At 61.5% G+C, this 23,712-nt stretch carries 22 protein-coding genes; 14 read left to right on the forward strand and 8 right to left on the reverse strand.

Annotated features, from left to right (window positions below; translation table 11 throughout):
* Positions 1–16 precede the first annotated feature (16 nt).
* The 4 genes from HNQ39_RS19600 to HNQ39_RS19615 all read left to right on the forward strand — a co-directional run bounded on the left by HNQ39_RS19600 (position 17) and on the right by HNQ39_RS19615 (position 2,924).
* Positions 17–817, forward strand: a complete 801-nt coding sequence (locus HNQ39_RS19600; RefSeq protein WP_184200622.1) for a rhomboid family intramembrane serine protease — start codon at positions 17–19, stop codon at positions 815–817.
* Positions 814–1,566 (forward strand): phosphatase PAP2 family protein, encoded by a 753-nt coding sequence (locus tag HNQ39_RS19605; RefSeq protein WP_184200626.1) that lies wholly within the window; start codon positions 814–816, stop codon positions 1,564–1,566. The genes HNQ39_RS19600 and HNQ39_RS19605 overlap by 4 nt, the downstream gene beginning before the upstream one ends.
* A gap of 3 nt (positions 1,567–1,569) precedes the next feature.
* Positions 1,570–2,022: an RbsD/FucU family protein gene (locus HNQ39_RS19610; RefSeq protein ID WP_184200629.1), complete on the forward strand. Its 453-nt coding sequence runs from the start codon at positions 1,570–1,572 to the stop codon at positions 2,020–2,022.
* A 158-nt stretch (positions 2,023–2,180) separates the two neighbouring features.
* Entirely contained in the window at positions 2,181–2,924 is a 744-nt protein-coding gene (locus HNQ39_RS19615) for a ferritin-like domain-containing protein (RefSeq protein WP_184200632.1), read from the forward strand.
* On the opposite strand, the gene HNQ39_RS19620 is transcribed toward HNQ39_RS19615, so the two are convergent.
* The 8 genes from HNQ39_RS19620 to HNQ39_RS19655 form a co-directional block, all read right to left on the reverse strand.
* Positions 2,912–5,773, reverse strand: coding sequence for a DUF1553 domain-containing protein (locus HNQ39_RS19620; protein ID WP_184200635.1), 2,862 nt, complete (start codon positions 5,771–5,773; stop codon positions 2,912–2,914). The two genes, HNQ39_RS19615 and HNQ39_RS19620, sit on opposite strands and share 13 nt — an antisense overlap.
* 178 nt (positions 5,774–5,951) lie before the next feature.
* On the reverse strand, positions 5,952–6,872 hold the full coding sequence (locus HNQ39_RS19625) for an RluA family pseudouridine synthase (protein ID WP_184200638.1): 921 nt from the start codon (positions 6,870–6,872) through the stop codon (positions 5,952–5,954).
* Positions 6,869–7,642, reverse strand: coding sequence for an SUMF1/EgtB/PvdO family nonheme iron enzyme (locus tag HNQ39_RS19630; RefSeq protein WP_184200641.1), 774 nt, complete (start codon positions 7,640–7,642; stop codon positions 6,869–6,871). The genes HNQ39_RS19625 and HNQ39_RS19630 overlap by 4 nt, the downstream gene beginning before the upstream one ends.
* Positions 7,643–7,673: 31 nt before the next feature.
* Positions 7,674–8,441, reverse strand: a complete 768-nt coding sequence (gene lgt / locus HNQ39_RS19635) for a prolipoprotein diacylglyceryl transferase (RefSeq protein ID WP_184200644.1) — start codon at positions 8,439–8,441, stop codon at positions 7,674–7,676.
* Entirely contained in the window at positions 8,441–8,956 is a 516-nt protein-coding gene (lspA, locus tag HNQ39_RS19640; RefSeq protein WP_184200647.1) for a signal peptidase II, read from the reverse strand. The genes lgt and lspA overlap by 1 nt, the downstream gene beginning before the upstream one ends.
* A 9-nt stretch (positions 8,957–8,965) precedes the next feature.
* Positions 8,966–11,770 carry an isoleucine--tRNA ligase gene (gene ileS / locus HNQ39_RS19645; protein ID WP_184200650.1) on the reverse strand — a complete coding sequence of 935 codons (2,805 nt, stop codon included), beginning with the start codon at positions 11,768–11,770 and terminating at the stop codon, positions 8,966–8,968.
* Between the two features lie 200 nt (positions 11,771–11,970).
* A complete protein-coding gene (locus tag HNQ39_RS19650) occupies positions 11,971–12,558 on the reverse strand; it encodes an LURP-one-related/scramblase family protein (RefSeq protein WP_184200653.1) in 588 nt (195 codons plus the stop codon).
* Positions 12,555–15,584 (reverse strand): alpha/beta hydrolase family protein, encoded by a 3,030-nt coding sequence (locus tag HNQ39_RS19655; protein WP_184200656.1) that lies wholly within the window; start codon positions 15,582–15,584, stop codon positions 12,555–12,557. Before HNQ39_RS19655 ends, HNQ39_RS19650 begins: the two co-directional genes overlap by 4 nt.
* Positions 15,585–15,644: 60 nt before the next feature.
* On the opposite strand from HNQ39_RS19655, the gene HNQ39_RS19660 reads away from it, so the two are divergent.
* From HNQ39_RS19660 to HNQ39_RS19705, 10 genes are all read left to right on the forward strand, one after another.
* Positions 15,645–16,328, forward strand: a complete 684-nt coding sequence (locus HNQ39_RS19660) for a riboflavin synthase (protein ID WP_184200659.1) — start codon at positions 15,645–15,647, stop codon at positions 16,326–16,328.
* Positions 16,322–16,966, forward strand: a complete 645-nt coding sequence (locus tag HNQ39_RS19665; RefSeq protein ID WP_184200662.1) for a Uma2 family endonuclease — start codon at positions 16,322–16,324, stop codon at positions 16,964–16,966. The genes HNQ39_RS19660 and HNQ39_RS19665 overlap by 7 nt, the downstream gene beginning before the upstream one ends.
* The gene (locus tag HNQ39_RS19670) at positions 16,963–18,192 is read left to right on the forward strand and encodes a bifunctional 3,4-dihydroxy-2-butanone-4-phosphate synthase/GTP cyclohydrolase II (protein ID WP_184200665.1); all 1,230 of its coding nucleotides are present in this window, start codon (positions 16,963–16,965) and stop codon (positions 18,190–18,192) included. Before HNQ39_RS19665 ends, HNQ39_RS19670 begins: the two co-directional genes overlap by 4 nt.
* A 127-nt stretch (positions 18,193–18,319) precedes the next feature.
* Positions 18,320–18,820, forward strand: a complete 501-nt coding sequence (locus tag HNQ39_RS19675) for a hypothetical protein (protein WP_184200668.1) — start codon at positions 18,320–18,322, stop codon at positions 18,818–18,820.
* 38 nt (positions 18,821–18,858) lie between these two features.
* Positions 18,859–20,010, forward strand: a complete 1,152-nt coding sequence (sucC, locus tag HNQ39_RS19680; RefSeq protein ID WP_184200671.1) for an ADP-forming succinate--CoA ligase subunit beta — start codon at positions 18,859–18,861, stop codon at positions 20,008–20,010.
* Between the two features lie 24 nt (positions 20,011–20,034).
* Positions 20,035–20,235, forward strand: a complete 201-nt coding sequence (locus tag HNQ39_RS19685) for a DUF4177 domain-containing protein (protein WP_184200674.1) — start codon at positions 20,035–20,037, stop codon at positions 20,233–20,235.
* Between the two features lie 171 nt (positions 20,236–20,406).
* Positions 20,407–21,297: a succinate--CoA ligase subunit alpha gene (gene sucD / locus HNQ39_RS19690; RefSeq protein WP_184200677.1), complete on the forward strand. Its 891-nt coding sequence runs from the start codon at positions 20,407–20,409 to the stop codon at positions 21,295–21,297.
* A 151-nt stretch (positions 21,298–21,448) separates the two neighbouring features.
* A complete protein-coding gene (locus HNQ39_RS19695; RefSeq protein WP_184200680.1) occupies positions 21,449–22,027 on the forward strand; it encodes a Uma2 family endonuclease in 579 nt (192 codons plus the stop codon).
* 661 nt (positions 22,028–22,688) lie between these two features.
* Positions 22,689–23,039 (forward strand): hypothetical protein, encoded by a 351-nt coding sequence (locus HNQ39_RS19700; protein WP_184200683.1) that lies wholly within the window; start codon positions 22,689–22,691, stop codon positions 23,037–23,039.
* A 107-nt stretch (positions 23,040–23,146) separates the two neighbouring features.
* Positions 23,147–23,701, forward strand: a complete 555-nt coding sequence (locus tag HNQ39_RS19705) for a hypothetical protein (protein ID WP_184200686.1) — start codon at positions 23,147–23,149, stop codon at positions 23,699–23,701.
* Positions 23,702–23,712 lie beyond the last annotated feature (11 nt).

Here is a 23,712-nt window from a genome sequence, read left to right on the forward strand (position 1 = left end):
TGGTAAAATAGGCCTGATGTACAATCAGCAGTCTCGGCCCCAGCTTCCGCGCCTCAGCTCACGCGACACCCCCCTCACGATCATCCTCATCGGAGCCAGTGCCCTCACTTTTCTGCTGGACTTCTTTCTGCGCGGCGACTGGCTGATTCGTGGCCTCGCCCTGACTGCCGAGAGCCTCCACTTTCCCTGGACCGTGGTGACGTGGCCGCTGCTGGGAACGGGGCTCTTGGGGACGATCTTCACGGGGCTGTGGGTCTGGACCCTGGGCGGAAGCATGGAGCGCGCCTGGGGCACCGAGCGCCTGCTCAAGTTCTTCCTCGCCACGACCCTGGTGACCAGCCTGACGGTACTGCCGGTGCTCCTCCTGCTGGGCACGCGGGGGGCTGTCTTTGCCGGACTCAGTATCGGCTTCTCCCCAGTGGCGCTGGCCTGGTGCTGGATCAACCGGCGGGAGACGATTCTCTTTAACTTTATCTTTCCCATCCCGGCGCTCTGGATCGCGGCCCTGACCGCGGCCTTTGTGTTCTTTGGGACAGCATCGGCGCTGGGCAATCCCTTTGCCGGCTTCGCGGGCCTGAGCGGGTGCGCGGCAGCGTGGTGGTGGGTGCGCGGCGGGCAGGAGTGGGCGGAGAAGCGCTTTGGCAAGCACAAAAATACCCCGAACCTGCGCTTTGCGGACCTAGACAAGGACATCCGTGGGGCCCGCCCTACCAACAACCCGTTTAAGAAGGCACGTGAGGAGCGCGAGCGCCAGGAGAGGGATAAGAAAATCGCCGAGATGTTCCGAAACTCAGGCTACAAGGATGAGCAAGAATGAGTCTGGCTAGGCGGCTTGCCGCAGCGGCCGGGGCGACTGCGGCAGCGTTTCTCGGAAGAAAAGCCGCACGTAAGCTCCTGCCCCTGGTCGAGGTCGCGATCACGCCCGTGGCGCTGGGGGCGGCGGTCTCGGCGGGGGCGGTGGCCCTGTTCTTTAATATCGCCGACGATATCCGGGGGCAGGATGGGGTCTGGCGCTTCGACCACGATGGTCTCAACCTAGCGGAGTCCCTGCGCACCCCCGAACGAACGGCGCTGATGCGGACGGTATCGGATCTTGCGCGCCCGGATATTATGTCTGCCCTCGGGGCCGCGAGCATGATTATCGCCTGGCGGAGCAAGAAGTGGCGCAACGAGGCGGTCTTGATGGCGGTGGTGCTCTCGGGCGGCGGTGCGATTATCGGGACGATCAAGTACCGGGTCGGGCGGCAGCGTCCCAACCTGGTCGAGGCGCTCGCGGTCGAGGAGACCTTCTCGTTTCCGTCGGGCCACTCGTTTATCGCGCTGTGCTTCTACGGAACCCTGGCCTACTGGTGGATGAAGGGCAAGCCTCTCAAGCAGCGGCTCTGGATCGCGACCCTGGCGACCAAGTTTATCGCCCTGATCGGAGCGAGCCGTGTCTACCTGGGAGTCCACTACCCCAGCGATGTCCTGGCAGGCTACGCCGCGGCGGTTCCCTGGCTCACGGCGTGCCTCACCGCCTACGAAAAGTACGAGCGACAGGTCGCTCTGCTGGAGTCTCGGGACTAGCCAATGCTCAGCACACGCCTCCTCCACCCCGAGATCCTCCGTGCCCTGGCGATGGCGGGCCACCGTGCGAAGGTGCTCATCACCGACGGTAACTACCCGCACAGCACGAAGTCCAACCCCGCCGCGACGCGGGTCTTTCTGAACCTCGCACCGGGAACGGTAAAGGTCACCGAGGTGCTCGCGGCCCTTACGAGTGTCATCCCCATTGAGAGTGCCGAGGTGATGCAGTCCGAAGATGGCACCGAGCCCCCGATCTGGTCGGGGTTTTGCGCCCTGCTCCCCGAGCTCGCCCTCACCGAGCGCCCCCTCCCCGCGTTCTATACCGCCGCCCTCGCCCCCGATGTCGCACTCCTGATCGCGACCGGCGAGCAGCAGCCCTACGCCAATCTCCTCCTCACCATCGGTGTCCTCTGGCCCGAGGACTCGGCCCACGACAAAGCCGCAATTGTAAAATAGCCCGTTTTTTTCGGGCAGTGCGAGGGGTTGAAAATCCCTCGCCTTCGTTCGCCCCACCGCTTGTAGGACATGCGCCCATTTTTTCGTCTTGCCTTGACAGCGCGTCTGTCTTTCGATAAACTTTGCAAAACAAAGTACTTTGATTAAGGCTGTTAAAAATGCAAGACTGGCTCGACTACTTCCAGGCACGACGTGCGACCCGCCCCCACTTTTCGTTTACGCCACCGGCGCTCTCTCGCATGACCGAGCAGGCGCTCGTGCACTCGCTGCGCCGCTTTGAGCTTGGGGAGTCCGGTGATGGCAACCGCCTCAAGGCGCATGCCGCCGCCCTTGGGGAGCCCGCCTATGAACAAGCGATCGCTCTCTTTATCCAGGAGGAGCAAGACCACGCACGGTGGCTTGGAGAGCTACTCGCGACCCTCAATGTCTCCCCGCTAACCTGGCACTGGAGCGATGCCCTCTTTGTTTGGTTGCGGCGGCGGATGGGGCTCAAGACGGAGCTCTGTGTGTTACTGGTAGCGGAGATGATCGCCAAGCGCTACTACGCCGCCCTCCGCGCTGGGATCCCCGACGAAGAGTGCCAGCGGCTCTTCGCGCAGATCTGTCTCGATGAGGAGGGGCATCTCGCGTTTCATACAGCCTACCTCACCGAGGCCTTTCGGCCATGGTCAGCCCCCGCGTGCCTCATGATCTGGCTCCTGTGGTGGGGCTTCTACCGGGCCGCCTGCCTTGCGGTCCTGCTCGACCACCGCGCCATCTTAAAAGCGACCGGTGTCTCTCCCGCGCGGTTCTGGAGCGATACGGGGCGCATCTTTGCCGGAATCTCGGGGCAGATCTTCGGGGGTGAGGGAGTGGCCGTCTGCACGGGCACTCCCCACCTACCGGAGCCTCAGTCGATATAGAGGAACTCGTTGGTCATCAGGAGCGCTTGGGCATAGCGCTCCCACTTGCTCAGAGGCACCGGGGGAGCGGGAGGCGGCCCGCCAAAGTCGCGTTCGGCGCGCCAGGCCTGGCGCTTGGCCCCCGTGAGGGTGACCGCAGGTGCCCAGGCAAACCCGTCGGTGTTCTCGTTGGTGCGGCAGTCCACCACAAAATCGAGCGTGTCGCCCCGCTTGACCTCGACCGCGGTGAGCTTTGTCTCCGCCTGGCTCTTCTGGGCGATCCACTCCCCCAGCACGCCGTTGCGCGAGTGCACAATCCGCCCCCGCACCCCATCACCCACGGCTCCAGGGTGGTTGAGGGTCCCACTCACATTCACCGTGCCCTCGAGCGGGCTCACCCAGCGGCGGATCACCTGGTGCTTCGGGTCGCCGGGGTGTCCGCCCTCGCGGCTCAGGAACACCCAGCCATCGACAGGGTCCGGGAGCTTTGTCCCCACTCGCCACTGGCCGTCGATAAAGGCCTTGAACTCATGAAACGCCGCGGTCCGTCCTTGGGCATCATCGACCAGCCCCCAGCCGTAGCGCCATGCTCCACCACTCTGCGAGTCCGCCTTGAGCGCGGCCTTGTCGGGGGCGATGAGATACGAAAGCGCCAGATCCAGCTCCGCCTTGGTGGGAGTCCGGCCCAGGAGCCGCTTGTAGAGAACCACCACCTTCTCGGTCTCGTCCTTGCCCGTCACCGCGCTTGCCAAGGCGCGTGCCTGATCGGCGGCGAGCGGCGAGTTCATCAGGAAGAGCGCTTGCTGGGGCACGATGGTCTTGAAGCGCTGGGGGCTGCTCTGATCGGGCGTGGCAAAGTCCAGGGTCTTGAAGATTCCGGGGAGGTTCTGGCGCTCGATAAAGCCGTAGACCGCACGGCGCTTGGTGTAGCTTCCCGTCCAGAGCTCCTCACTCTTGCCGCCCACCTTACTCATGTCCAGCGTCCCTGCCGCCAAGAGCAGGCTATCGCGCAGCTGCTCCATCTCCAAGCGCCGCCGGTTCTGTCGCCCGTAGAGCCGGTTCTCTGGGTCTTTGAGAAACGCGGCCTCGGTGGCATCGCTGCTCTGCATCCAAGTCGCCGAGAGCAGGATCTTCTTATGGAGCTTCTTGAGGCTCCAGCCCTCTTCCATCAGGCTAGACGCTAGCCAGTCCAGCAGCTCCGGGTGGGTGGGTTTCTCCCCTTGACGTCCAAAGTCCGACGGCGTCCGTACGATCCCGGTGCCAAAGTGCAGGAGCCAGATACGGTTTGCGATCACACGGGCAGTGAGGGGGTTGTTCTTGTCCGTGATCGCTTTGGCGAGCTCCAGCCTCCCCCCCGTGGGGAACTCGGGCTGGTTGTCCCCCGCGACACAAGTCAGGAAGTGGCGTGGGGCGGGATCGCCGGGACTGCCAGGATTTCCTCGCTTGAAGACCACGCCCGGCCGCGGGTTTCCCTCACGCAGGGCATGGGCAAACTCAGGCTTGGGGGGATAGCTCCCCTTGAGCGTCTCCATGGTCTTGTCAAGCTCCGCCAGCCGGTCTCTCTTGGCGGGATCGAACGACGGTAAGAGAGCCGTGCGCTGCGCGTCGTTGGGGAGCTCATTCTCCCGGAAGCCCTGGAGAGTTTTCTGTAGCTCCGGTGTCGCGGTCCCTGCCTTCACGGTCTCCCGCAGGCGCTTGACCTCGCTACGAAGGGTCGCCTCTCGCTCGTTCTTGGCCGCTTGGAACTTTCCATCGTGCTGCTCGTACGGTTCGCGGACCGCCTTGGGGGAGATCGCTGGCTCGTACTCGTCGCTAGAGGCAAAGATCGCGTAGAGCCCGTAGTAGTCCTTGGCGGGGATGGGATCGAACTTATGGTCGTGGCAGCGCGCACAGGCGACCGTCATGGCCTGCATCCCACGCATCGTCACATCAATCCGGTCGTCGATGATGTCGTGGAGGTTATTGATAAAGCGCCGCCCAAGGGTCAGATACCCCAGTGCCGCCAGATGATGCCGGTCGTCGCCCTGCACCAACCGGTCCGCCGCGAGCTGGTACTGCAAGAACTGATCGTAGGGCAGGTCCTCGTTGAACGACTGGATCAGCCAGTCACGGTAGGTGTAGGCATGGTAGTAGTTGCGGTCGTCGGTGAAGACATAGCCCTTGGTATCGGAGTACCGGGCGATATCCATCCAGAAGCGCGCCATCCGCTCCCCGTAGCGGGGCGATGCCAGGAGTCGGTCTACTGCCTGCCCCCAAGCATCGGGTGCCTTATCGGCCACGAAAGTGGCGATCTCATCGGCGCTGGGCGGCAGGCCCGTGAGCTCGTAGCTCGCCCGGCGCAAGAGGGTTCGTCGGTCGGCGTAGGCAGTGGGTTTCTGCTTCGCCCCTTCCAGCCGCGCAAGGACGAAGTTATCGATGCTGTTTCGCGGCCAGGCCTTAAGTACGACTGCCGGTGGCGTAGGCTTCTTGAGTGGCTCCAGCGACCAGAGCTTTCCGCCTACCATTCCCTTGAGCTCCGGCCAGGGTGCGCCGGCCTTGGCCCAGCCCTCGATCGCCGAGATCTTCTCCGGTGCGAGCACCGCGTTGCCCTGCGGCATGCGCGGCTTCCCCCCCTCGCCCTTGACACGTTTGACGATCTCCGCGGCCATAGCGGGCGTGACGGGAGCATCGAGCCGCAGGCCGCCGAGCGCGTTGTCCTTGCTATGACAACCGAGGCACGACGCCACAAAAGTCGGGCGGACCTGGGTCTCAAAGAGCTGGACGACCTCAGGGCTGGCGGGGGCGGGTTTGGCCTTGTCCTGGGAGAGTGCGGGCAGGAGCGCGGTCGCAGCCAGCCCCAGTGCGGCAAGAATTCCGGCAAGTCGTTGCATGCCAGGATTATACCGTTTTGTCCCGCGGTTAGGGGCGCTCCCGTTCACCCAGAGGGTACCCGGGAGCGTCAACGAGCCTGCGGCTGGGAAGGGCTTCACCCATAGGGCTCACTTATGGCCGAAGGCCTTTGCGGCGGAGCCTGCGACGCCCGTTGACGCCCCGCTCTAACCGGGGCGATCAGCTGGGATGGTTGCGGCGGTAGGCGGCGAGGATTCCGCGCATGTAGCCGGGAAGCGGTGCCTCAAACGAGAGCTCCTCGCCCGTGCGGGGGTGGGTGAACTCCAGCTTGCAGGCATGGAGCGCCTGGCCCTTGGTCTCGATATCGAGCTTGCGTAGGCCACCGTAGACCGAGTCACCCACAACCGGATAGCCCGCAAACTGGCAGTGGACACGAATCTGGTGCGTGCGCCCGGTCCGTAGCCGGCACTGGATCAGGGTCATCGGCCCCAGCCGCTCTAGCACATGGACCTCCGTGGCGGCATCCCGGCCCTCGCCGGGCTCGCTGATCGCCATCTTGTGCCGGTCGCCGGGGTGGCGGTCGATGGGCGCTTCGATCACGGCATCGTCGAAGTGGGGACTCCCCCAGACGAGGGCCACATAGGTCCGCTTGGCGCTCCGGTCCTGGATCTGCTCCTGGAGCTTGCGGTGCGCGACATCGTTCTTGGCGACCACGAGCAGGCCCGATGTGTCCTTGTCCAGTCGGTGGACTATTCCCGGACGCTCCTCCCCCCCGATCCCAGAGAGCTTCCCTTTGCAGTGAGCGAGTAGCGCATGCACGAGTGTCCCTGTGCGCGCGCCGGGCGCAGGATGCACCACCATTCCCTTGGCCTTGTTGACGACCAAGAGATCGTCGTCCTCGTAGACAATCGTCAGCGGAATCGCCTCAGGAACCAGCTCCGTGGGCTTGACCGGCGGCGGGGTCACGGCAATCGTGTCCCCGACTTGGGTCTTGTAGGAAACCTTAACCGCTTTCCCATTGACCAGCACCGCGCCCTCGTCGATCCAGCGCGCCGCCTGTGCCCGTGAGACCTCAGGAAGATGTGCGGCGAGAAACGCATCGAGTCGTCCCCCCGCTTCTGCAACCACTAACTCAATCATAATGCCCTTTCAAGAGGCGAATCCGGAAGAAATACCCCGCGAAATCCGAGGTTGGTAAAGGTCGAGTGCGGCAAGAATCGGCTACGATGGGCGCAGTGGAACCAGTCTTCCCCCGACGTATCCCAGGCCCCTCCCCGCGCGACACGGTGGGTGCCGTCCTCTGGCCCATGCGGGTTGCTTGCCTTGCAGTGCTGGTAGTATCCTGCCTCGTACCAGTCCTGGCACCACTCCCACACCAATCCTGCCATGTCTAAAACACCGTAGGGAGACGCCCCAGTGGGGTACGAACCAACAGGGACGGTTCCGTTGCCCCTTCCAAAGCCGTGCGTGCTAAAACGCAGCGCCGTGGGGATAAAGCTGTCCCCCCAAGGAAACCGCTGGCCTGTCTCACCACGCGCCGCTTTTTCCCACTGGGCCTCGGTTGGGAGCAGGAGCCCCGCCCAAGAGCAGTAGGCAAGCGCATCCCGGTGGTTGACCTTTACCATAGGGTGCCCTTCTTTCCCGTCCCACTTCCCCCCCCAACCGAACCCCCCAGGAGGCTTGGGCATCTCCCCAGGCTGGCTGGCTTGCGACGACTGAAAATTGGGATTCTCGCGCACAAACTCCTGGTACATCGCCACAGTCACCGGCGTTTTTCCGATCTGAAACTCCGCAAGCGTGATCGTTTGCCGAGGGGCCTGATCGTCACGGGTATCGTCCCCACGCAGAAACGCACCCGCCGGAATCGTAACCCGCTGGGCGTGGTACTCGTCGCGTGTTCGTGGCGGCACAAACCCGGTACCACGGCTCTTGGGCACTGGGTTACGCCCCCTTAAGTGCGTTCTTCTTTGCCAGCACCAGACCAAGCACGATGCCGACGAGCGAGACGAAGAGACTGGCCCACTGACCGGTCGAGAGGCCAGCCTTCACCGACTCCGTGCCAGACTGCTCGCGCCAGACCTCGACAATAAACCGCACGATGCCATAGAGGACCATGAAGGCGCAGATGATCTGCCCCCGGAACGTGCGGTGCTTCTCCAGCAAGACCAAGATACCAAACGCAATCGCGACTCCAATGGCTTCGTAGATCTGGGTGGGATGCACTCCGATAATCTGCGTGTGCTCGTCGGGGTAGAAGTTCATCTTCCAGGGCAGGTCGCACTTGTGGCCGTAGCAGCAGCCGTTGAGGAGGCAGCCGATACGCCCAAAGAACATCCCAATCGCCAGCGACGGTGCCGCGGTGTCGATGGCATCCCAGGGGTTCATGCCTTTTTTCTTGCAGACCAGGATGCCCACCAGGACGCCCCCGATCAGGCCGCCGAAGCTGGTCATTCCCCCCTGCCAGACCGCCCCAATACTCAGGAGATCACTCTTGTAGGTATCAAGATTCTGGAGGATATAGCCAAGCCGCCCGCCTAAGACGCCGCCAAAGAGGCCGGCCAGCGACGCGTCCCAGTAGTCCTCAGACTTGAGGCCGTAGCGCGGGGCGACACTCGCGGCGCGCCACGCGGCCATGAGGAAGGCGATCATCAGGAGCAGGCCCCACGAGCGCAGGGGGAAGCTCCCGATATGAAAAAGAACAGGAAGCATTAGCTCTCCTCCCCGACAGGAGCCGCAGGTGATGGTGTTGGCGTCGCCGTCGGCTCGCTCAGCAGGAAGCTACGCACGGCGAGGAGGCAGATTCCAATCGTGATAGCCATATCGGCGACATTGAAGATCGCAAAGTTGATAGCGCGAAAGTCGAGAAAGTCGGTTACGAGGCCCGTGCGGAGCCGATCAATGAGGTTGCCGAGCGCGCCACCTAGGGGCAGTGCCAACGCGATCCCACTGAAGCGATCTAGCCCGCCTTTTGCCCGCCGCTCCGTCACCACAATCCCCGCCATGATAATCACCGAAGCGAAGATGATGAGCCAGGTTTTCTTCTCCAGCATCGAGAAGGCGATCCCATCGTTCTGGACATGGGTCAGGTGAAAGACCCCCGGCCAGAGGGGCACGGTGGTGTGGAGGGGGATCTGTGCCTTGACAACCGCTTTAACGGCTTGATCGGCGACGGCAATAGCGCCTGCCAGGAGATAGAACCAGGCAGGCGCGAGGCGTTTTGGCATAACGCGTTATTATACCGTTCCGTCGGGCGTGATCGTTCCGCGGCGCACTAGCTCCCGAACGATGGCCGCCTGCGGGGCGGAGATCTCCGGAAACTCCGGGTCGCTGCCGACATCCTCCCGGATAAACCAGGAGCGCATGCACTTCTTGCCCGGAGCAGGTGAGACCGTCACCGAGAGCGCATCACCCGATGTCAGAGTGAGCTTGGCGACCATGAGGCACTCCGCCACAAGCGCATCGTCGCCCGCCAAGAGCGCCGCCAGGTTGGCATCCAGCGTCACCTCGGCGTGGGCCTCGGTGGACTTGGAGATCAGGCCCTCGGTCGATTCCTTGGCCTTGCGGGCGGCGGCCAGCGCCTCACGGAACGGCTCCAGCTTGAGGTTGAAGGCATCGCGCACGGCAAGAATCGCCTCGAAGCGTGCCTCAAGAGCAGCCTCCGCCGTGCCCGGCGTGGGCCAGTCGGCGAGGTGGACGCTCTCGGCCTTGCCTTCCCAGCTCGGCAGAAACTCCCAGGCTTCGTCGGCGGTGTGTACCAGCACCGGCGCGAGCATGGTGATCAGTGCCGTGGCGACTTCGAGCATCGCGGTCTGCGACGAGCGGCGCTTGGGGTCCTCGGGGAGGAGCGTGTAGAGGCGGTCCTTGAGGACATCCAAGTAGAAGCCCGAGAGCTCCGTGTTGCAGAAGCCGATCAGTGCCTGAGTCGCCTTGTAGAATGCGTACTCGTCGTAGGCCGCCGTCACGTCGGTCACCACACCCGAGAGCTTGGAGAGAATCCAGGCATCGAGTGGGTCAAGCGCATCGGCGGCGACACGGTCGGTGTCGGGGTTGAAGTCCGCGAGGTTGCCCAGGAGGAAGCGCAGGGTGTTGCGCAGCTTGCGGTAGCTATCGGCGAGCTGCTCCAGGATTCCCTTGCCCAGGCGCGTGTCCTCGGTGAAGTCGATCGAGCCCACCCAGAGCCGGAGCACGTCCGCGCCTAGCTCATCGATCACCCCGAGCGGGTCGACCGTGTTGCCCTTGGACTTGCTCATCTTGATCCCACGCTCATCGACCGTGAAGCCGTTGGTCACCACCGCCTTGTAGGGCGGTGTCCCCCGGAGCGCGGAGGCGATCATCAGCGATGAGTTAAACCACCCGCGGTGCTGGTCGCTGCCCTCCAGGTAGAGGTCCGCCGGCCAGCGCAGGCCGGGCCAGACACCGGAGTCCAGCACGGCAAAGCTGGTCGAGCCCGAGTCGAACCAGACATCCAGGACATCTTTCTCTTTCTCAAAGTCCTTGGCCGCGACCCCGTTGTAGGTGAAGCCTTCGGGCAAGATCGCCTCAGGAGCCGTGTTGTACCACCCCTCGACACCGTCCTTACGGATCACCGCGACGGCCGCATCGAACGCCACCTCGTCCATCACTGCCTCGCCGTTGGCATAGAACAGCGCGATGGGGACGCCCCAGTGGCGCTGGCGGGAGACTGTCCAGTCCGGCCGACCGGCGACCGCCGCCGTGATGCGGTTCTCCGCTTGCGCCGGGTACCACGCCACGTTCTTGATCCCATCGAGCGCTTTTTGGCGCAGCCCATCGTGCTCCACCGAGACAAACCACTGGACTGTCGCGCGGAACAAAAGCGGCTTGTAGGGCGCGCGCGGCGAGTGCGGGTAGCTGTGGGTGAAGTTGTAGCTCCCCAGCAGCGCCCCTACCTCGGCTAGGCGCTCCGGGATCGCCTTGTTGGCCTCATCGGTGCTCAGGCCCACAAACGGCCCTGCTTCGTCGGTGTAGCGCCCCCGGCCATCCACGGGCGAGAGCACCGGCAGGCCGTACTTCATTCCTGTGACATAGTCATCGGCACCGTGGCCGGGCGCGGTGTGGACGATACCGGTTCCGGTGTCGGTGGTGACATAGGTCGCCAGCACGCCCACAGAGTCTCGGTCCAGCTCAGGAAGCGGGTGACGGAAGCGTGCCCCTTCGAAGCTCGCGCCCTTGCGGGTCTCCAGCACCGTGACTGCGCCGAGATTACAGGCCGTCGCCGTGGCCTCCAGTAGCTCGCCCAAGAGCACCAGCTTGCCCGCGTTCTCGGTCTCCACCACGACATAGTCAAAGTCCGGGTGGAACGCCAGGGCTAGGTTGGCAGGGATGGTCCACGGAGTCGTGGTCCAGATCACGGCGCGCAGGCCCGGCTCGGCGAGGCTCTCAAAGCCCACATAGATCGCCGGGCTCACGTGGTCCTTGTACTCCGCCTCGGTGTTGGCGAGCGCGGTCTCGTTGGCGCTGTCCCAGAGCACGGGCTTGAGGCCGCGGTAGACATAGCCCTTGCGCGCCATCTCCAGAAACGTCTCGACGATCTTCGCCTCGAACGCGGGGGCCATGGTGAGGTAGGGATTGTCCCAGTCGCCACGGATTCCCAGGCGCTGAAACTGCGTCTTTTGTGTCGCCACCCACTCGGCGGCGTAGGTGCGGCAGCGTGCCCGGAGCGTGTCGGGGGTCCAGGACTCTTTCTTCTCCCGGAACTCCTTCATCACCTGCACCTCGATCGGCAGCCCATGGTTGTCCCAGCCCGGCACATAGGGCGACTGGTAGCCCGCCATGGTCTTGTAGCGGGTGACGATATCCTTGAGGGTTTTATTTAGCGCATGCCCAAGGTGGATATTGCCATTGGAGTACGGGGGGCCGTCGTGGAGCAAGAACTGCCCCTTCGGTGCGGGCTTGTCGAGCGATTTCTGGTAGAGGTCGAGTGACTTCCAGCGTGCCTGAAAGAGTGGCTCGCGGCTCGGGAGGTCGGCGCGCATCGGGAACTCCGTCTGCGGCAGGTTAAGTGTCTTTGAGTAGTCCATAGTCTTGAAATAACGAAACGGTCACGGGGTCGGCGGCGGAGACAAAACAACAGCGCCCCTGGAAGCAAACACCACGATTCGCCGAACCCTGGGACGAGCGACACTGCCCGTCCCGAACCGTGTGTTGCTCAGGAGCGCTGGATAATCTGGGCGATTCCGCCACAGCGAGAGAAGTACTGCATACGCTAGGGGCTATTATACTACCCCCGGCTACGTGCTGCCAACACCATGACCATCAGGCCCAGAAGCGCGAGTTTTTCTTCGTCGGGCGAGAGGTCCGCGTGCTTTTCCAGCTCGAACTTGCTCTCAAAGAGCGACGGCTTCTTCACCAGGCGCAGGACCTTGGTATCGCCGCGCTTGACTAGATAGGCGGGGTGAAAGAGAAAGGCGGTTGCGAGGCCAATGATAGGAATCTCCCCGACAACATGGTCGATCACCTTGATCCACGGGTTTTCTTCGTCGATGGCAAGGGTCGCGTTCTCCATTCCCACGGGGCGAATCTGGTAGTCGATGTTCCAGATCGACTTCCAGCCGTTACAGGTCACGGTTCCCAGCTCTTTGTTTGTCGCGGCTTCCACGAAGGTGTAGACCGGGGAGAGAGCGATCGCCTTGTTGGACTCAATATGATAGAGCGGCTCGGTCTGTCCGGAGTCGGTGAAGATCGTGATCTTCTCTTTCCAGGAGAACTTGCGCTTGAGATAGCACACGGTGTTGCCAGACGCATCCGTGACCGTGAGCTGGCTAAGAAGCGCAAGCAGCTTAAACGAAACTGTCAGAGGGTAGTTCATGGGGTCTTACTTTCCGGGCGGGTGTAGAAGGGGCGCAGATCACGGGCACCGCGCTCGGTGTACGGGACGCCGGTCTTCATCCAGTCGGGGCGGGGTGCGTTTAGGAGATAGTGGTCGAAGAACTCGGCCAGGTGGACGGTCCAGTGCTTCATCATGTCCCGGTTGGTCAGGCCGTGGCCCTCGCCGTTGTAGTTGAACATGAAGGCTTCCTTACCGAGGCGGCGCATGGCGGAGAAAAACTCGATTCCCTGGGTCCACGGCACCGCGCCATCGGCATCGTTGTGCATCGAGAGATACGGGGTCTGGACCTTATCCACCCAGAAGATCGGGGAGTTCTCGATGTACTTGAGCGGGTCGGTCCAGGGCGGCCCACCGATACGGCTCTGGGTGCGCTCGTACTGGAAGGCGCGGCTCATGCCACTCTCGTAGCGAATCCCGCCGTAGGCACTCACCATGTTGGAGACCGCCGCCCCCGCCTCGACCGCGCGGAAGAGGTTGGTTCGGGTGATCATGTAGGTGATCTCATAGGCGCCCCAGCTGTGTCCCTGAATCCCGATGCGCTTCTCGTCGATATAGCCACGCCGCAGCACTTCCTGCACCGCGGGCACGACACACTTCATCGCGGACTCGCCGGGGTAGCCCGTGCGGTAGGTGATATCGGGGCGCAGGACGATATAGCCGTTGCTGACATAGCGGCTAACATTGATATTGGTGCCAACTCCGGGACGGACATAGTTATGAAGCTGGTCGGCCATGCGCTCGTAGATATAGACCATCAGGGGGTACTTTTTATTGGGGTCGAAGTTGTCCGGGAGCGTGAGAACCGCCGGGAGCTTCTGCCCATCACCGGTGGTGTAGGTAATCAGATCGCTCTTGCCCCAGACAAAGTCTTTTTGCTGCGGGTTGGCATCGGTGATGCGCTCCGCCTGGGGAATCTTGGCCACGCTGGGCGCGAGCCAGAGATCGGGGAACTGGTCGAAGCGCTCGCGGGTGAAGAGCACGGTCTCGGCATCGCGCGCCTTTGTCGGTGGCCCAAACGAGCAGTCGTCCATCAGGAGCTTGCTGGGGCGCCCACTTCGGAGCGAAGGGAGCTGCCAGTAGCCCTCGGCCCGGCTGGCGAGGTCGTTGACGGTGAAGAGGATGGGCTTGTCGGTGGGAACGGCGGGCTTCTCGGGATCAAACCCAACACGGCTCATGCGGAAGACAAGCCCTGCTTTTCGACCACCGGTTACTTGACGCGCGTCGCCATTCTCCGGGTTCACCTCCCAGAGATCGAACTTATCGTAGACCAGGATCGACTTATCGCCCTCGGTCCAACCTGCCGACCCGTACGGCGGAGGCGGGGCCGGATGGTCGTCGTCTTCGTCCCAGAGCGCCTGCGGAACCTTCTCGCCCAGATTGACGACCTTCTCGCTGTTCACCCCCCGGCAGAGCCAGGTTCGCCGCGCTTGGTCCCACCAGACAAGATACTTCTCGGTCGGCGAGAGCAGCACCGCGCCCCCAGCCTTGGTGAGCACTTTCTTGCGCTCCCCAGACTCGATATCCACGAGGTAGACATCGTCGTAGCTCTGGTCCCACGACGTCAGCTGCTGGTAGGGCTTGGCATCCCGCCCGAGTGTCCAGCGCTTGGTCTCATCGCCCACAAACACGGTCGGTAGGTCTGGCCCCGAGAGCACGGTGAGCTTCTTACTCTTCAAGCTCAGCAGTGCCGGGTAGCTGGGGCGTGCCCCCGCGCGGAGCTTCTGCATGGTCTGGAGCAGGCCGTCCCCCGACGACCAGATATCCACGGCCAGCGGCTCGACCGGGTCCTTGGGCTTCGGCGCGGGCTTTGGTGCCAGCGAGAGGCTCAAGCGGCTCCCGTCCTTGGAGAACCGCGCGCTGCTACCGTCGGCGAGCTGCCAGCCCGCAGGCACACCGGGCGACCTCTCGGTCAGCAGCTCCGTGGCCTTGCCCTCCCCCACTCGCCAGTGCCAGAGGCTACTTACTCGTTCGCGCACCGGAGCGGGAGGGATCGTCGGAGCCGCCGCGGGCGGCTGTGGCGCAGGTGCGCCGGTTGAGGCGGGCGTCGGTGCGGCGGCGGCAGGAGCCTTTGGCGTTCGGACAAAGACCAGCTGCTCCCCGGCATCGTCCCAGGCGATCCCCCGCAGCTCCGACGGCCCTGCGCTCACCGCCACATCGCCGACCTTGCCCAGCTCTCGGACAAAGAGCCCGTCTTTGGTGTCGTCTTTGCTATCCACCGAGTAGGCCAGCCGGGTACCCGCCTTGTTCCATACAAACTCAACCACGTCTGAAATGGTTGTGCTCTGCCCCGTACTTAGATCCCGCACCGTCAGCTCCGCACCTGTCGGCTGATTCGGTGCGCCGCCCGCCGGCCCGTCTGCCCCTCCTGGGAGCGGAGCACCTTGAGGTCGTCGCCCTTGTCGCCCCGCGGGCGGCTGATCTTTGCCCCCCCCGCCCCCACCTGTGGGGGCGGGGGGGGCGGCTTTCTCCAGCTGGTAGGCCAGCCAGCGGCTCCCCTCGCTCGCCAGAGTAAATCGCCGGACTTTCTCAATCGTCTCGGTCTTGCCCGTGGTCAGGTCTAGAATGCCCAGCGCCGACGGAAGGGGCGGTTTCTTTTCTTTACGTGCCTTCTCGCTCTCGGCAAACGGCGCGCCGATCGTGAAGATCACAAAGCGGCTGTCGGGGGTGAGCTGGGGCGCACGGCCACGGGGGATCTTGTACTCGGTCGGGCTGTTGGTGCTCCGAATAAAGAGCGTCCCATCGCCCTCTGTCGGTGCGATGACGTAGGCCGCCCACTTGCCATCACGCGAGAGCTGCGGGAGCTGGATACTCTTCCAGAGCTCGTAGTCGTAGTGCTGAAGCGGACGCTTTGTTGCAACCGGGGTAGTGGAGGCCGGCTGGAGCTGGTTGATCGTCCCCCCGCCGTTCACCCGCGCCGGGAGCGGCTGCTGGGCGTAGGCGGCGGAGAGAAAGAGAAGCGAGCAGGAGAGCGCAAGTGACAGACGGGAAACACGTGACGGAGCCATGGCGCATTATACGGAAAGGCCCTCACCGACGACAACCCCGCTGGCGCGGTACAATAAACCATGTTTACAGGAATCGTAGAGGCAGTGGGAAAAGTGGTCGCGCTGGACTCGGGGCGAGACTCGGTGCGGCTGACCGCGGCAGCGGGGCGTGTGGCCGAGGATGTCGCGATCGGAGACTCCGTGGCGATCAACGGGGTCTGCCTGACGGTCGTGGAGATCGCGGCCCCACAGCTCACCTTCGAGGCGGTCTACGAGACCCTGCGCCGCACGACACTGGGCTCACTCCGGGTCGGCGATCCCGTGAACCTAGAGCGCGCCCTCAAGGCCGACGGGCGCTTTGGCGGCCATATTGTCCAGGGGCATATCGACGGCACCGGCCGCATCGCCTCGATTCGCCCGGTCGGGGATTCCTGGTTTGTCTATATTGAGGCGTCCCGCGAGCTCCTGCGCTATGTCGTCACCAAGGGAAGCATCTGTGTCGATGGCATCTCGCTCACGGTGATGGACGCCGACGATAAAGCCTTCTCGCTCTCGATCATTCCCCACACCTGGGACAACACGACCCTCAAGGACCGGCGGGCGGGCGACCAAGTGAACCTGGAGACCGATATTGTGGGTAAGTATGTGGAGAAGCTCATGGGCGGCTGGGCTCCGGGCGGCGGGCGTGGTGTGACCATGGACCTGCTGGCACGGAGCGGCTACATCGAGCCCCAGCCCGAGCCTGAGGCATCGCGACGATGGTAGAGTCCTCTGAGAAGCTCCAGTTTGAGACCTTTGAAGCCTTCCACGACTGGGCACTCCAGCACGAAGCCCGCGCCGAGTGGGTTGCGGGGAAGTTGATCGTGCTCACAAATCACCAGGGAGAAAGCCTCGTGTCGGTTCGTCGCATCCATCAAAAGCTACAGCTCTTCCTCTCACGTTTACTCGTCTCCTGGCTCGAAGAAAACGCACTTGGGGGTGAGGTGCTCGGCCCTGAGTTTGCGGTTCGCCTCTCGTCACGCCCCTCGGGTAGGGAGCCCGATGTTTTTTACGTGAGCCCGGAACAGCTTCCCTTGCTCAACGACACCTACTTAGACACTGCTCCTGCCCTCTGTATCGAGATCGTCAGCCCGGAGAGCGCCGACCGGGACTTCAACGATAAGTTTCAGGAGTACGAGGCTGCGGGGATCTCGGAGTACTGGATTGTCGATCCCGACGACCATGCGATCTTTTTCTACCGCCTTGCGGACAACGGGCGCTACCGCCGAATCCTTCCGCAAGACGGAACCTACACCAGCCGCGCCGTTCCGGGTCTGACCCTTCAGACCGCCTGGCTCTGGCAAGACCCCCTGCCGACCCTGCGCGAGATCGGGCGGTTCTGGGAAGCACGAGAGAGTTTATGAGCACCACACACGAGCCTGAGTTTCACTTCGACCGGATCGAAGACGCTATCGAGGACCTTCGGGCGGGAAAGCTGATCATCCTCGTTGACGACGAAGACCGGGAGAACGAGGGCGACTTTGTCATGGCCGCCGAGTTTGTGACGCCCGAGATCATCACCCTCATGAACCGGCGCGCCAGTGGGATCATCACGGTCCCGATGATGGCCGAGCGCCTCGACGAGCTCAATATCCCCGCCCAGGTCCAGGACAACACCGAGGCGATGCGCACGGCGTTTCATGTCGCGGTCGACGCCCGCTTTGGGACCACCAGCGGCTCCAGCGCCCAAGACCGTGTGCTCACTATCCAAAAGCTCGCCGACCCTAGCGCTGTTCCCGCGGATTTCAACCGCCCCGGCCATGTCAGCCCGCTCATGGCGCGCAACGGGGGCGTCCTCAAGCGCCCCGGGCACACCGAGGCAGCGGTAGATCTGATGCGTCTCGCGGGGCTCCAGCCGGTCGGGGTGATCTGTGAGATCATGGGCGACGATGGCGAGATGCTGCGCCTGCCGGGCCTTGTCGAGCTTGCCAAAGAGCTTGGCCTGAAGCTCTGCACCATCGCCGACCTGATCCGCTACCGTCGCCGCACGGAGAAGCTCGTCAAGAAGCTCGCGGTCGCGGACCTACCGACGCGCTTTGGAACCTTTGCCGCCCACGCCTACCTCAGCGAGGTGGACAACAACGAGTACCTCGCGCTAGTGTTGGGTGAGATCGCTCCCGACGATGCCATTCTCTGCCGGATCCATAGCTCCTGCGTGACGGGCGACCTCCTGGGCTCCCTCCGCTGCGACTGTGGCGACCAGCTCCAGCTCGCGCTGGAGAAGATCGCGGCGGAGGGGCGTGGCGTGCTGCTCTATATCGAGCAAGAAGGACGTGGGATCGGGCTGGTCAATAAGATGCGCGCCTACGCCCTCCAGGACCAAGGTGCCGACACGCTCGATGCCAACACCATGCTGGGCTTCAAGGCAGACTCGCGCGACTACGGGATCGGGGCGCAGATTCTCGTGGATCTCGGCCTGCGAAAGCTACGGCTGATGACCAACAACCCCGGCAAGCGCGACGGTCTCCAGGGCTTTGATCTCGTTGTCACGGAGCGGGTCCCCCTCCCCATCACGGCAAACCCCCACAACGCCCGCTATCTCGAGACCAAGCGCACCCGCATGGGCCACGATCTCCCCCCCGTTCCCTAGGATTTTTTCCCGACTGCCCAACTAAACGTCGCCTCCCCGACGATTGTGGGGTGGTGTGAATGCAATTGCTCACAGCAGGGAACAACACACCAGGTGGAGTCGTTTGTAAGACATGATTCCTGGAACTATGAATGGAGATATTGCACTCTGGACAACCTACGGAGCGGTACTGAGTATCGCCCTCGTGGGGGGACTGATGTTGTCCAGCTTTCCCAAGACCCGGTGGGAGCGGAGCCTCAAAGTTCTGGGACTGGGGTGCAAGGGAGCGGGGATCTACCGAGGCCGCGCGATCCAAGTGACACGCAAGGGTAGTCTCGTCTCGATCTCGATTCGTACACGCAACGAAGCGCGCCTCTTCGATGAGCTCAGTAGCGACACCCCTGTCCCTGCCCTGCCCTGGATCAGCGAGCTCGCGGCGATGCAGCTCAGCACGCTTGCCTTCGCCCAGAGAGTCTGGGACCGCTGGCACATCCAGCTCCGCGACAAGACCCTCCAGATCTCCTGCGACACCGTCCGCCCCGAGCGCCTACGCTTTCTCCTGGACCTTGCCTGTGACCTCGCCGATGGGGTAGACCGCTTTGGGGAAGAGCAGGCCCCCAGCCGCTTTGTACGCAGGGCATCGGTTTAATAACGCTTTCTCTAATCGTCGGGTACAATGCCTGCGTTATGAAAATGCAGGAATATCAGGCCAAAGCTCTCCTGGCGCAGTTTGGAGTGCCGACGCCCAAGGGAATTGTTTGTACCACTCCCGATGAAGTCAAGGCTGCTGCCGAGTCGCTCGGGGGCGGAGCTGTTGTCAAAGCACAGGTTCTCGCTGGCGGGCGAGGCAAGGCCGGTGCCGTCAAGGTCGCCAAGACCGCCGAGGCGTGCGCGGACTTTGCGGGCTCGATCCTGGGCAAGAAGCTCTACTTTGAGCAGGCCAAGGAAGAGCTCGCGATCAACACGCTTCTTGTCGAGGAGCTCCTCCCCATCGCCAAAGAGTACTATCTGGGCATGGTGGTCGACCGCGACACCCAGCGCAACGTGCTGATTCTCTCGTCGCAGGGCGGGATGGATATCGAGGAAGTGGCCCACTCCCACCCCGATGCCATCGGACGCCACCCGGTCGATCCGGCCATTGGGGTCAAGGACTTCCACATCCGTGAGCTGGCCCGCAAGGGCGGCATCCCGGACTCCGAGCTGGGCAAGCTGGCCCCGTTTGTCAAGAACCTCTACAACGCCTGCCTCAAGTCCGATGCCACCCTCGCGGAGATCAACCCGCTGGTTGTGCTCGCGGATGGGAACTTTATCGCGGGCGATGCGAAGATCAATATCGACGACAACACGCTCTACCGCCACCCAGAGCTCGCCGCCCACGGCGAGGACTCCGACGAGCTCAACGACTTCGAGAAAGAAGCACGTCGGCGCGGGATCAATAACTACGTTCACCTCGGCGGCAATGTCGGCATCATCTGCAACGGCGCCGGGCTCGTCATGGGCACGATGGACGAGGTCAAGCGTGCGGGCGGCCAGCCGGCAAACTTCCTCGATATCGGCGGCGGCGCAAAGGCCGAGCTGGTGCGCTCCTCGCTGGAGCTGATCCTGCTCGATAAAGACGTGAAAGCGATCCTCATCAATATCTTCGGCGGTATCACCCGCGGCGATGAAGTCGCCAAGGGGATTATCGAGGCGACAAGCACGATGGACATCCAAGTTCCGCTGGTCGTGCGCCTTGCGGGGACAAACTCGGAGGAGGGCCTTGCGCTTCTCAAGGATGCCAACCTGGTCCCTGCCGCCACGATGCAGGAAGCTGCTCAGAAAGTTGTCGCGCTGCTCTAACAGCCACAAGAAAGAAAACCTACCATGGCCTGGGAATATAAAATTATCACCTCCGCAGAGGACACCGACGATGAGACGATGCTCAATGAGCTCGGTGCTGAGGGCTGGGAGCTTATCTCGGTGCAGATCAGCGAAGTGACCTACGTCGAAGAGAACGCCGAGAGCGAAGAAGGCGACGAGTACGTCGAGGAAGTGGCGACCTACTACCTCAAGCGAGCGAAATAACCCCCTCGCGCATCGCCCCGGTTGGAGCGGGGCGTCGACGAGCCTCGTTTCTCGGCTGGAAAGGCCTTCGGCCATCGGGCTAGTTTATGGCCGAAGGCCTTCCTAGCGGAGCCTGCGACGCTCGTTGACGCTCCCCTCTCACGGGAGCGATCACGGGGAACCTATAAAACTATGGCAATTCTGATTGATGAAACAACCAAGGTTGTCGTCTCCGGCATCACCGGCCGAGAAGGCACCTTCCATAGCGGGCAGATGCTCGCCTACGGCACCCAGGTCGTCGCCGGTGTGACTCCCGGCAAGGGTGGTCAGACCTGGACCAGCGATGATGGAAAGTACACGGTTCCGGTCTTCAACACAGTCGCCGAGGCGGTCGAGAAGACGGGTGCCAATGCGCACTTTGTGGTGGTTCCGCCCAAGTTCGCCGCCGACTCGATCATCGAGGGCGCGGACGCCGGCTGTGAGCTGATTGTCTGCATCACCGACGGTCTGAGCCAGCAGGACATGATCACAGCCACCGACTATGTCAAGCGCGTCAAGAAGACCCGGCTGATCGGCACTAACTGCCCTGGCCTGCTCTCGGTGGGCAAGGCGAAGATCGGGATCATTCCCCAGAATATCTTCCTTGAAGGCCCGGTTGGGCTGGTCTCGCGCTCGGGCACCCTCACCTACGAGATCGTGGACGCGCTCACCCGCGCAGGCCTCGGCCAGACCACCGCGGTCGGAATCGGCGGCGACCCCATTCTTGGGATGCGCTTCGCCGATGTGCTGGAGCTCTTTGAGAACGACCCGGAGACCAAAGCAGTCGTCATGGTCGGTGAGATCGGCGGCGCAGACGAAGAGGCCGGGGCGGAGGTCATCAAGCGCATGACCAAGCCCGTGGTCGGCTTTATCGGCGGCCGCAGCGCCCCTCCCGGAAAACGAATGGGCCACGCCGGTGCTATCGTCTCCGCCACCAGTGGCAGTGCGGACAGCAAGATCGCCGCCCTCAACGCCGCCGGAGCCCCCGTCGCCGACACCACCGCCGACATTCCGGGGCTGGTGAAAAAAGCGCTGGGGATGTAGTTCGCCCAATAGAATTGGGCGTCAGCAGTGGCGGGCGCGAAGCGCCGTTCAAATGCCCCCTTCGGGGCCGCCGCAAAGCCCGTGCCGGGCTCCTAATTGGGGAGCTTGGGGCGGGCTTTTCTGTTCTTAGGTGCAGTGATAAAATAGCGCTATGACCCCCCTGACCGCTCCTGCCCCCACCCCTTCTCCCCGCCGTAAACGCTGGAACCGCGACGAGTACCACCGCCTCGCGGAGCAGGGCTGGCTGGGCACCTTGCGCTGGGAGCTGATTCAGGGAGAGATCGTCGAAGTCATGCCACAAAGCCCCACCCACTCTACCGGTATCATGCGCCTCGTCCTCGCGCTCGTTCCTATTTTCGGGCTTGAGTTCGTCCGCACGCAGCTGCCCATCGTTCTTGGTCCACTCAATGAACCTGAACCGGATATTGTCGTCACGGCAGGCACCGTCGCCGACTATGCTAGCCAACAACCTGGCGCAGAAGATATTCGACTTCTCGTAGAGGTGTCCTCGACAACGCTCCGTGATGATCTTAGCGTGAAAGCCGCGCTCTACGCTCAGGCGGGAATCCCAGAGTACTGGGTTCTCGATCTGGAAAATCGTCGCCTCTACGTTCACCGTAACCCTAATGCGTCGGGATGGGGAGCAATCCAGAACCTTGGGGAGACAGAGCATATCGCCCCCCTCGCTGCTCCACAAGCGAGTCTCTCGATCGCGCAGCTTTTGAGCTAATCCCGTGACCCTTGGCGAGCTGCTCAAATCCGTGATCGCAATTCTCTGTGGGGTACTTCTTTTCGTTGTCTGCATCGCCCTGAAGAAGACCAACCCCACCCTCGCAATGGGATGCTGCCTTGCGTTGCTCCTCGTGCCGATTGCAGTCCTTCGTTCACGCCACTTTGACCGATTTTTGCTTCGTACGGGCTCCCGGTGCGAGGTGGCACGGGCTTTTCGCGTTGCTTAGAATGACCGTAGAGAGTAGTAGTTCAAAATGGAAGAATGCCCAGGGTGTACTGGATCACGCGTGCTTCGATGGCAACGTCGTTTCCCGTGAGATAGGTATGACAAATAGCATAGGGGAGCTTGTCGGTTCGAGCCCGTCCCGCTCTCTCTGAAATTGACATCAGGCAAGATCAGAACGAAATATCGAAATCAAGATCATGGGAATGATTCCTAGATCATCGGCACCAATCCTAAAGTCAAATTTTTTATCCTAATACTTCGGAATCGAGCCTAAAATTAAAATTCAAAATTGTCGTTCTAGGCAGACAGATTTGATTCAAAATCTTGAAAGATAAGCGTTATCTGACGTTTTTTGGTAATGCCCTTGCAAGATAAACCATGTCTATGGTATACACAAAAAATCTCAGCGTTATGAGGAAGTGAGGCAACTCTCATGGCATCGAAAGTAGCAGTATCAAAAGTCATTGACGATCTGGAGAAGATCATTAACACCTGGGGAGAGAACCCTGATTTTTCGCTCCCCGATGGAACGACACGGCAGCAACTAGAACAACTTCGGTCCGAGATTATCAGCGATAATGAAGATATCGAAGTTCAGCGTACCAAGCTTACCGGAATGATTGATCGCCGCGATGATAAAGCATCACGTGGAAATGATCTAGCCGTTCGGGCACGAAGTGGCATTAAGTTCACGTATGGAGCTGATTCTGCTCAGTACAAACAAGCAGGTGGAACGCCGTTGAGTGAACGAAAACCCCGTGTACGAAGATCAAGCTCAATGTAGACGTACTTAGATTTATGCGAAGTAATCATCGGTATATACTTCAGTACGAGGAGTTAATTAACTCTTATCGAACACATGGTGTCTCATTCATAGATAAATATGATTTTGTGAATGAGATATTCATGCCGATGTCCTTTCGGGTATTAGAATACATTGTATCGACAAATAACTTAGACGATAGTTTGACTTTCCTTAATTTATTTGATCTTCAAAAAGCAGCAATGCAAACTGTATACTTAGAGCTATGCCTTCTACTCGTAAAATCAGATCATCCAGAATCGGATAAATATTTTCAATATGTGACATCAAAATGGGATCTACTTTACTTAAATTCTAGTCTGAGTGTTCATTTTTTTGAAGAAAAGAATCTTGATAAATCGGATTTGTATTTTATGAGAGAGATCTCTATTCTTGATTCTATGGAGAGTAGCTTAGAAAAAGATTACGCAATAGAAGCAACCTGTGATTTTTGTTGCAGGACAAACCGTCATAACTTACTTCTTTCATTATGTAATCAAATCGAAGAGATCAATCTTAGAATTAGTGTAATTAGCCGCTACATTGATCCTGACATACTCAAAGGAGAAAAGATAGATATCACTGCTCTTTCCAAGTATATTGATCCAAAAACCATTCAAAATTATCTCAATAAACATTCTTAATATTAGATTGT

Source organism: Armatimonas rosea, from assembly GCF_014202505.1.
GTDB classification, from domain to species: Bacteria; Armatimonadota; Armatimonadia; order Armatimonadales; family Armatimonadaceae; genus Armatimonas; species Armatimonas rosea.

Excerpts from the sequence above, each read along its gene's own strand:
- HNQ39_RS19660 (WP_184200659.1), top strand. The coding sequence starts at position 15,645 with ATGTTTACAGGAATCGTAGAGGCAGTGGGAAAAGTGGTCGCGCTGGAC.
- HNQ39_RS19615 (WP_184200632.1), top strand. The coding sequence starts at position 2,181 with ATGCAAGACTGGCTCGACTACTTCCAGGCACGACGTGCGACCCGCCCC.
- ileS (WP_184200650.1), bottom strand. The coding sequence starts at position 11,770 with ATGGACTACTCAAAGACACTTAACCTGCCGCAGACGGAGTTCCCGATG.
- HNQ39_RS19605 (WP_184200626.1), top strand. The coding sequence starts at position 814 with ATGAGTCTGGCTAGGCGGCTTGCCGCAGCGGCCGGGGCGACTGCGGCA.
- HNQ39_RS19650 (WP_184200653.1), bottom strand. The coding sequence starts at position 12,558 with ATGAACTACCCTCTGACAGTTTCGTTTAAGCTGCTTGCGCTTCTTAGC.
- HNQ39_RS19685 (WP_184200674.1), top strand. The coding sequence starts at position 20,035 with ATGGCCTGGGAATATAAAATTATCACCTCCGCAGAGGACACCGACGAT.
- HNQ39_RS19610 (WP_184200629.1), top strand. The coding sequence starts at position 1,570 with ATGCTCAGCACACGCCTCCTCCACCCCGAGATCCTCCGTGCCCTGGCG.
- lgt (WP_184200644.1), bottom strand. The coding sequence starts at position 8,441 with ATGCTTCCTGTTCTTTTTCATATCGGGAGCTTCCCCCTGCGCTCGTGG.
- HNQ39_RS19655 (WP_184200656.1), bottom strand. The coding sequence starts at position 15,584 with ATGGCTCCGTCACGTGTTTCCCGTCTGTCACTTGCGCTCTCCTGCTCG.
- HNQ39_RS19695 (WP_184200680.1), top strand. The coding sequence starts at position 21,449 with ATGACCCCCCTGACCGCTCCTGCCCCCACCCCTTCTCCCCGCCGTAAA.
- HNQ39_RS19625 (WP_184200638.1), bottom strand. The coding sequence starts at position 6,872 with ATGATTGAGTTAGTGGTTGCAGAAGCGGGGGGACGACTCGATGCGTTT.
- sucC (WP_184200671.1), top strand. The coding sequence starts at position 18,859 with ATGAAAATGCAGGAATATCAGGCCAAAGCTCTCCTGGCGCAGTTTGGA.
- HNQ39_RS19665 (WP_184200662.1), top strand. The coding sequence starts at position 16,322 with ATGGTAGAGTCCTCTGAGAAGCTCCAGTTTGAGACCTTTGAAGCCTTC.
- HNQ39_RS19600 (WP_184200622.1), top strand. The coding sequence starts at position 17 with ATGTACAATCAGCAGTCTCGGCCCCAGCTTCCGCGCCTCAGCTCACGC.
- sucD (WP_184200677.1), top strand. The coding sequence starts at position 20,407 with ATGGCAATTCTGATTGATGAAACAACCAAGGTTGTCGTCTCCGGCATC.
- lspA (WP_184200647.1), bottom strand. The coding sequence starts at position 8,956 with ATGCCAAAACGCCTCGCGCCTGCCTGGTTCTATCTCCTGGCAGGCGCT.
- HNQ39_RS19700 (WP_184200683.1), top strand. The coding sequence starts at position 22,689 with ATGGCATCGAAAGTAGCAGTATCAAAAGTCATTGACGATCTGGAGAAG.
- HNQ39_RS19670 (WP_184200665.1), top strand. The coding sequence starts at position 16,963 with ATGAGCACCACACACGAGCCTGAGTTTCACTTCGACCGGATCGAAGAC.
- HNQ39_RS19675 (WP_184200668.1), top strand. The coding sequence starts at position 18,320 with ATGAATGGAGATATTGCACTCTGGACAACCTACGGAGCGGTACTGAGT.
- HNQ39_RS19620 (WP_184200635.1), bottom strand. The coding sequence starts at position 5,773 with ATGCAACGACTTGCCGGAATTCTTGCCGCACTGGGGCTGGCTGCGACC.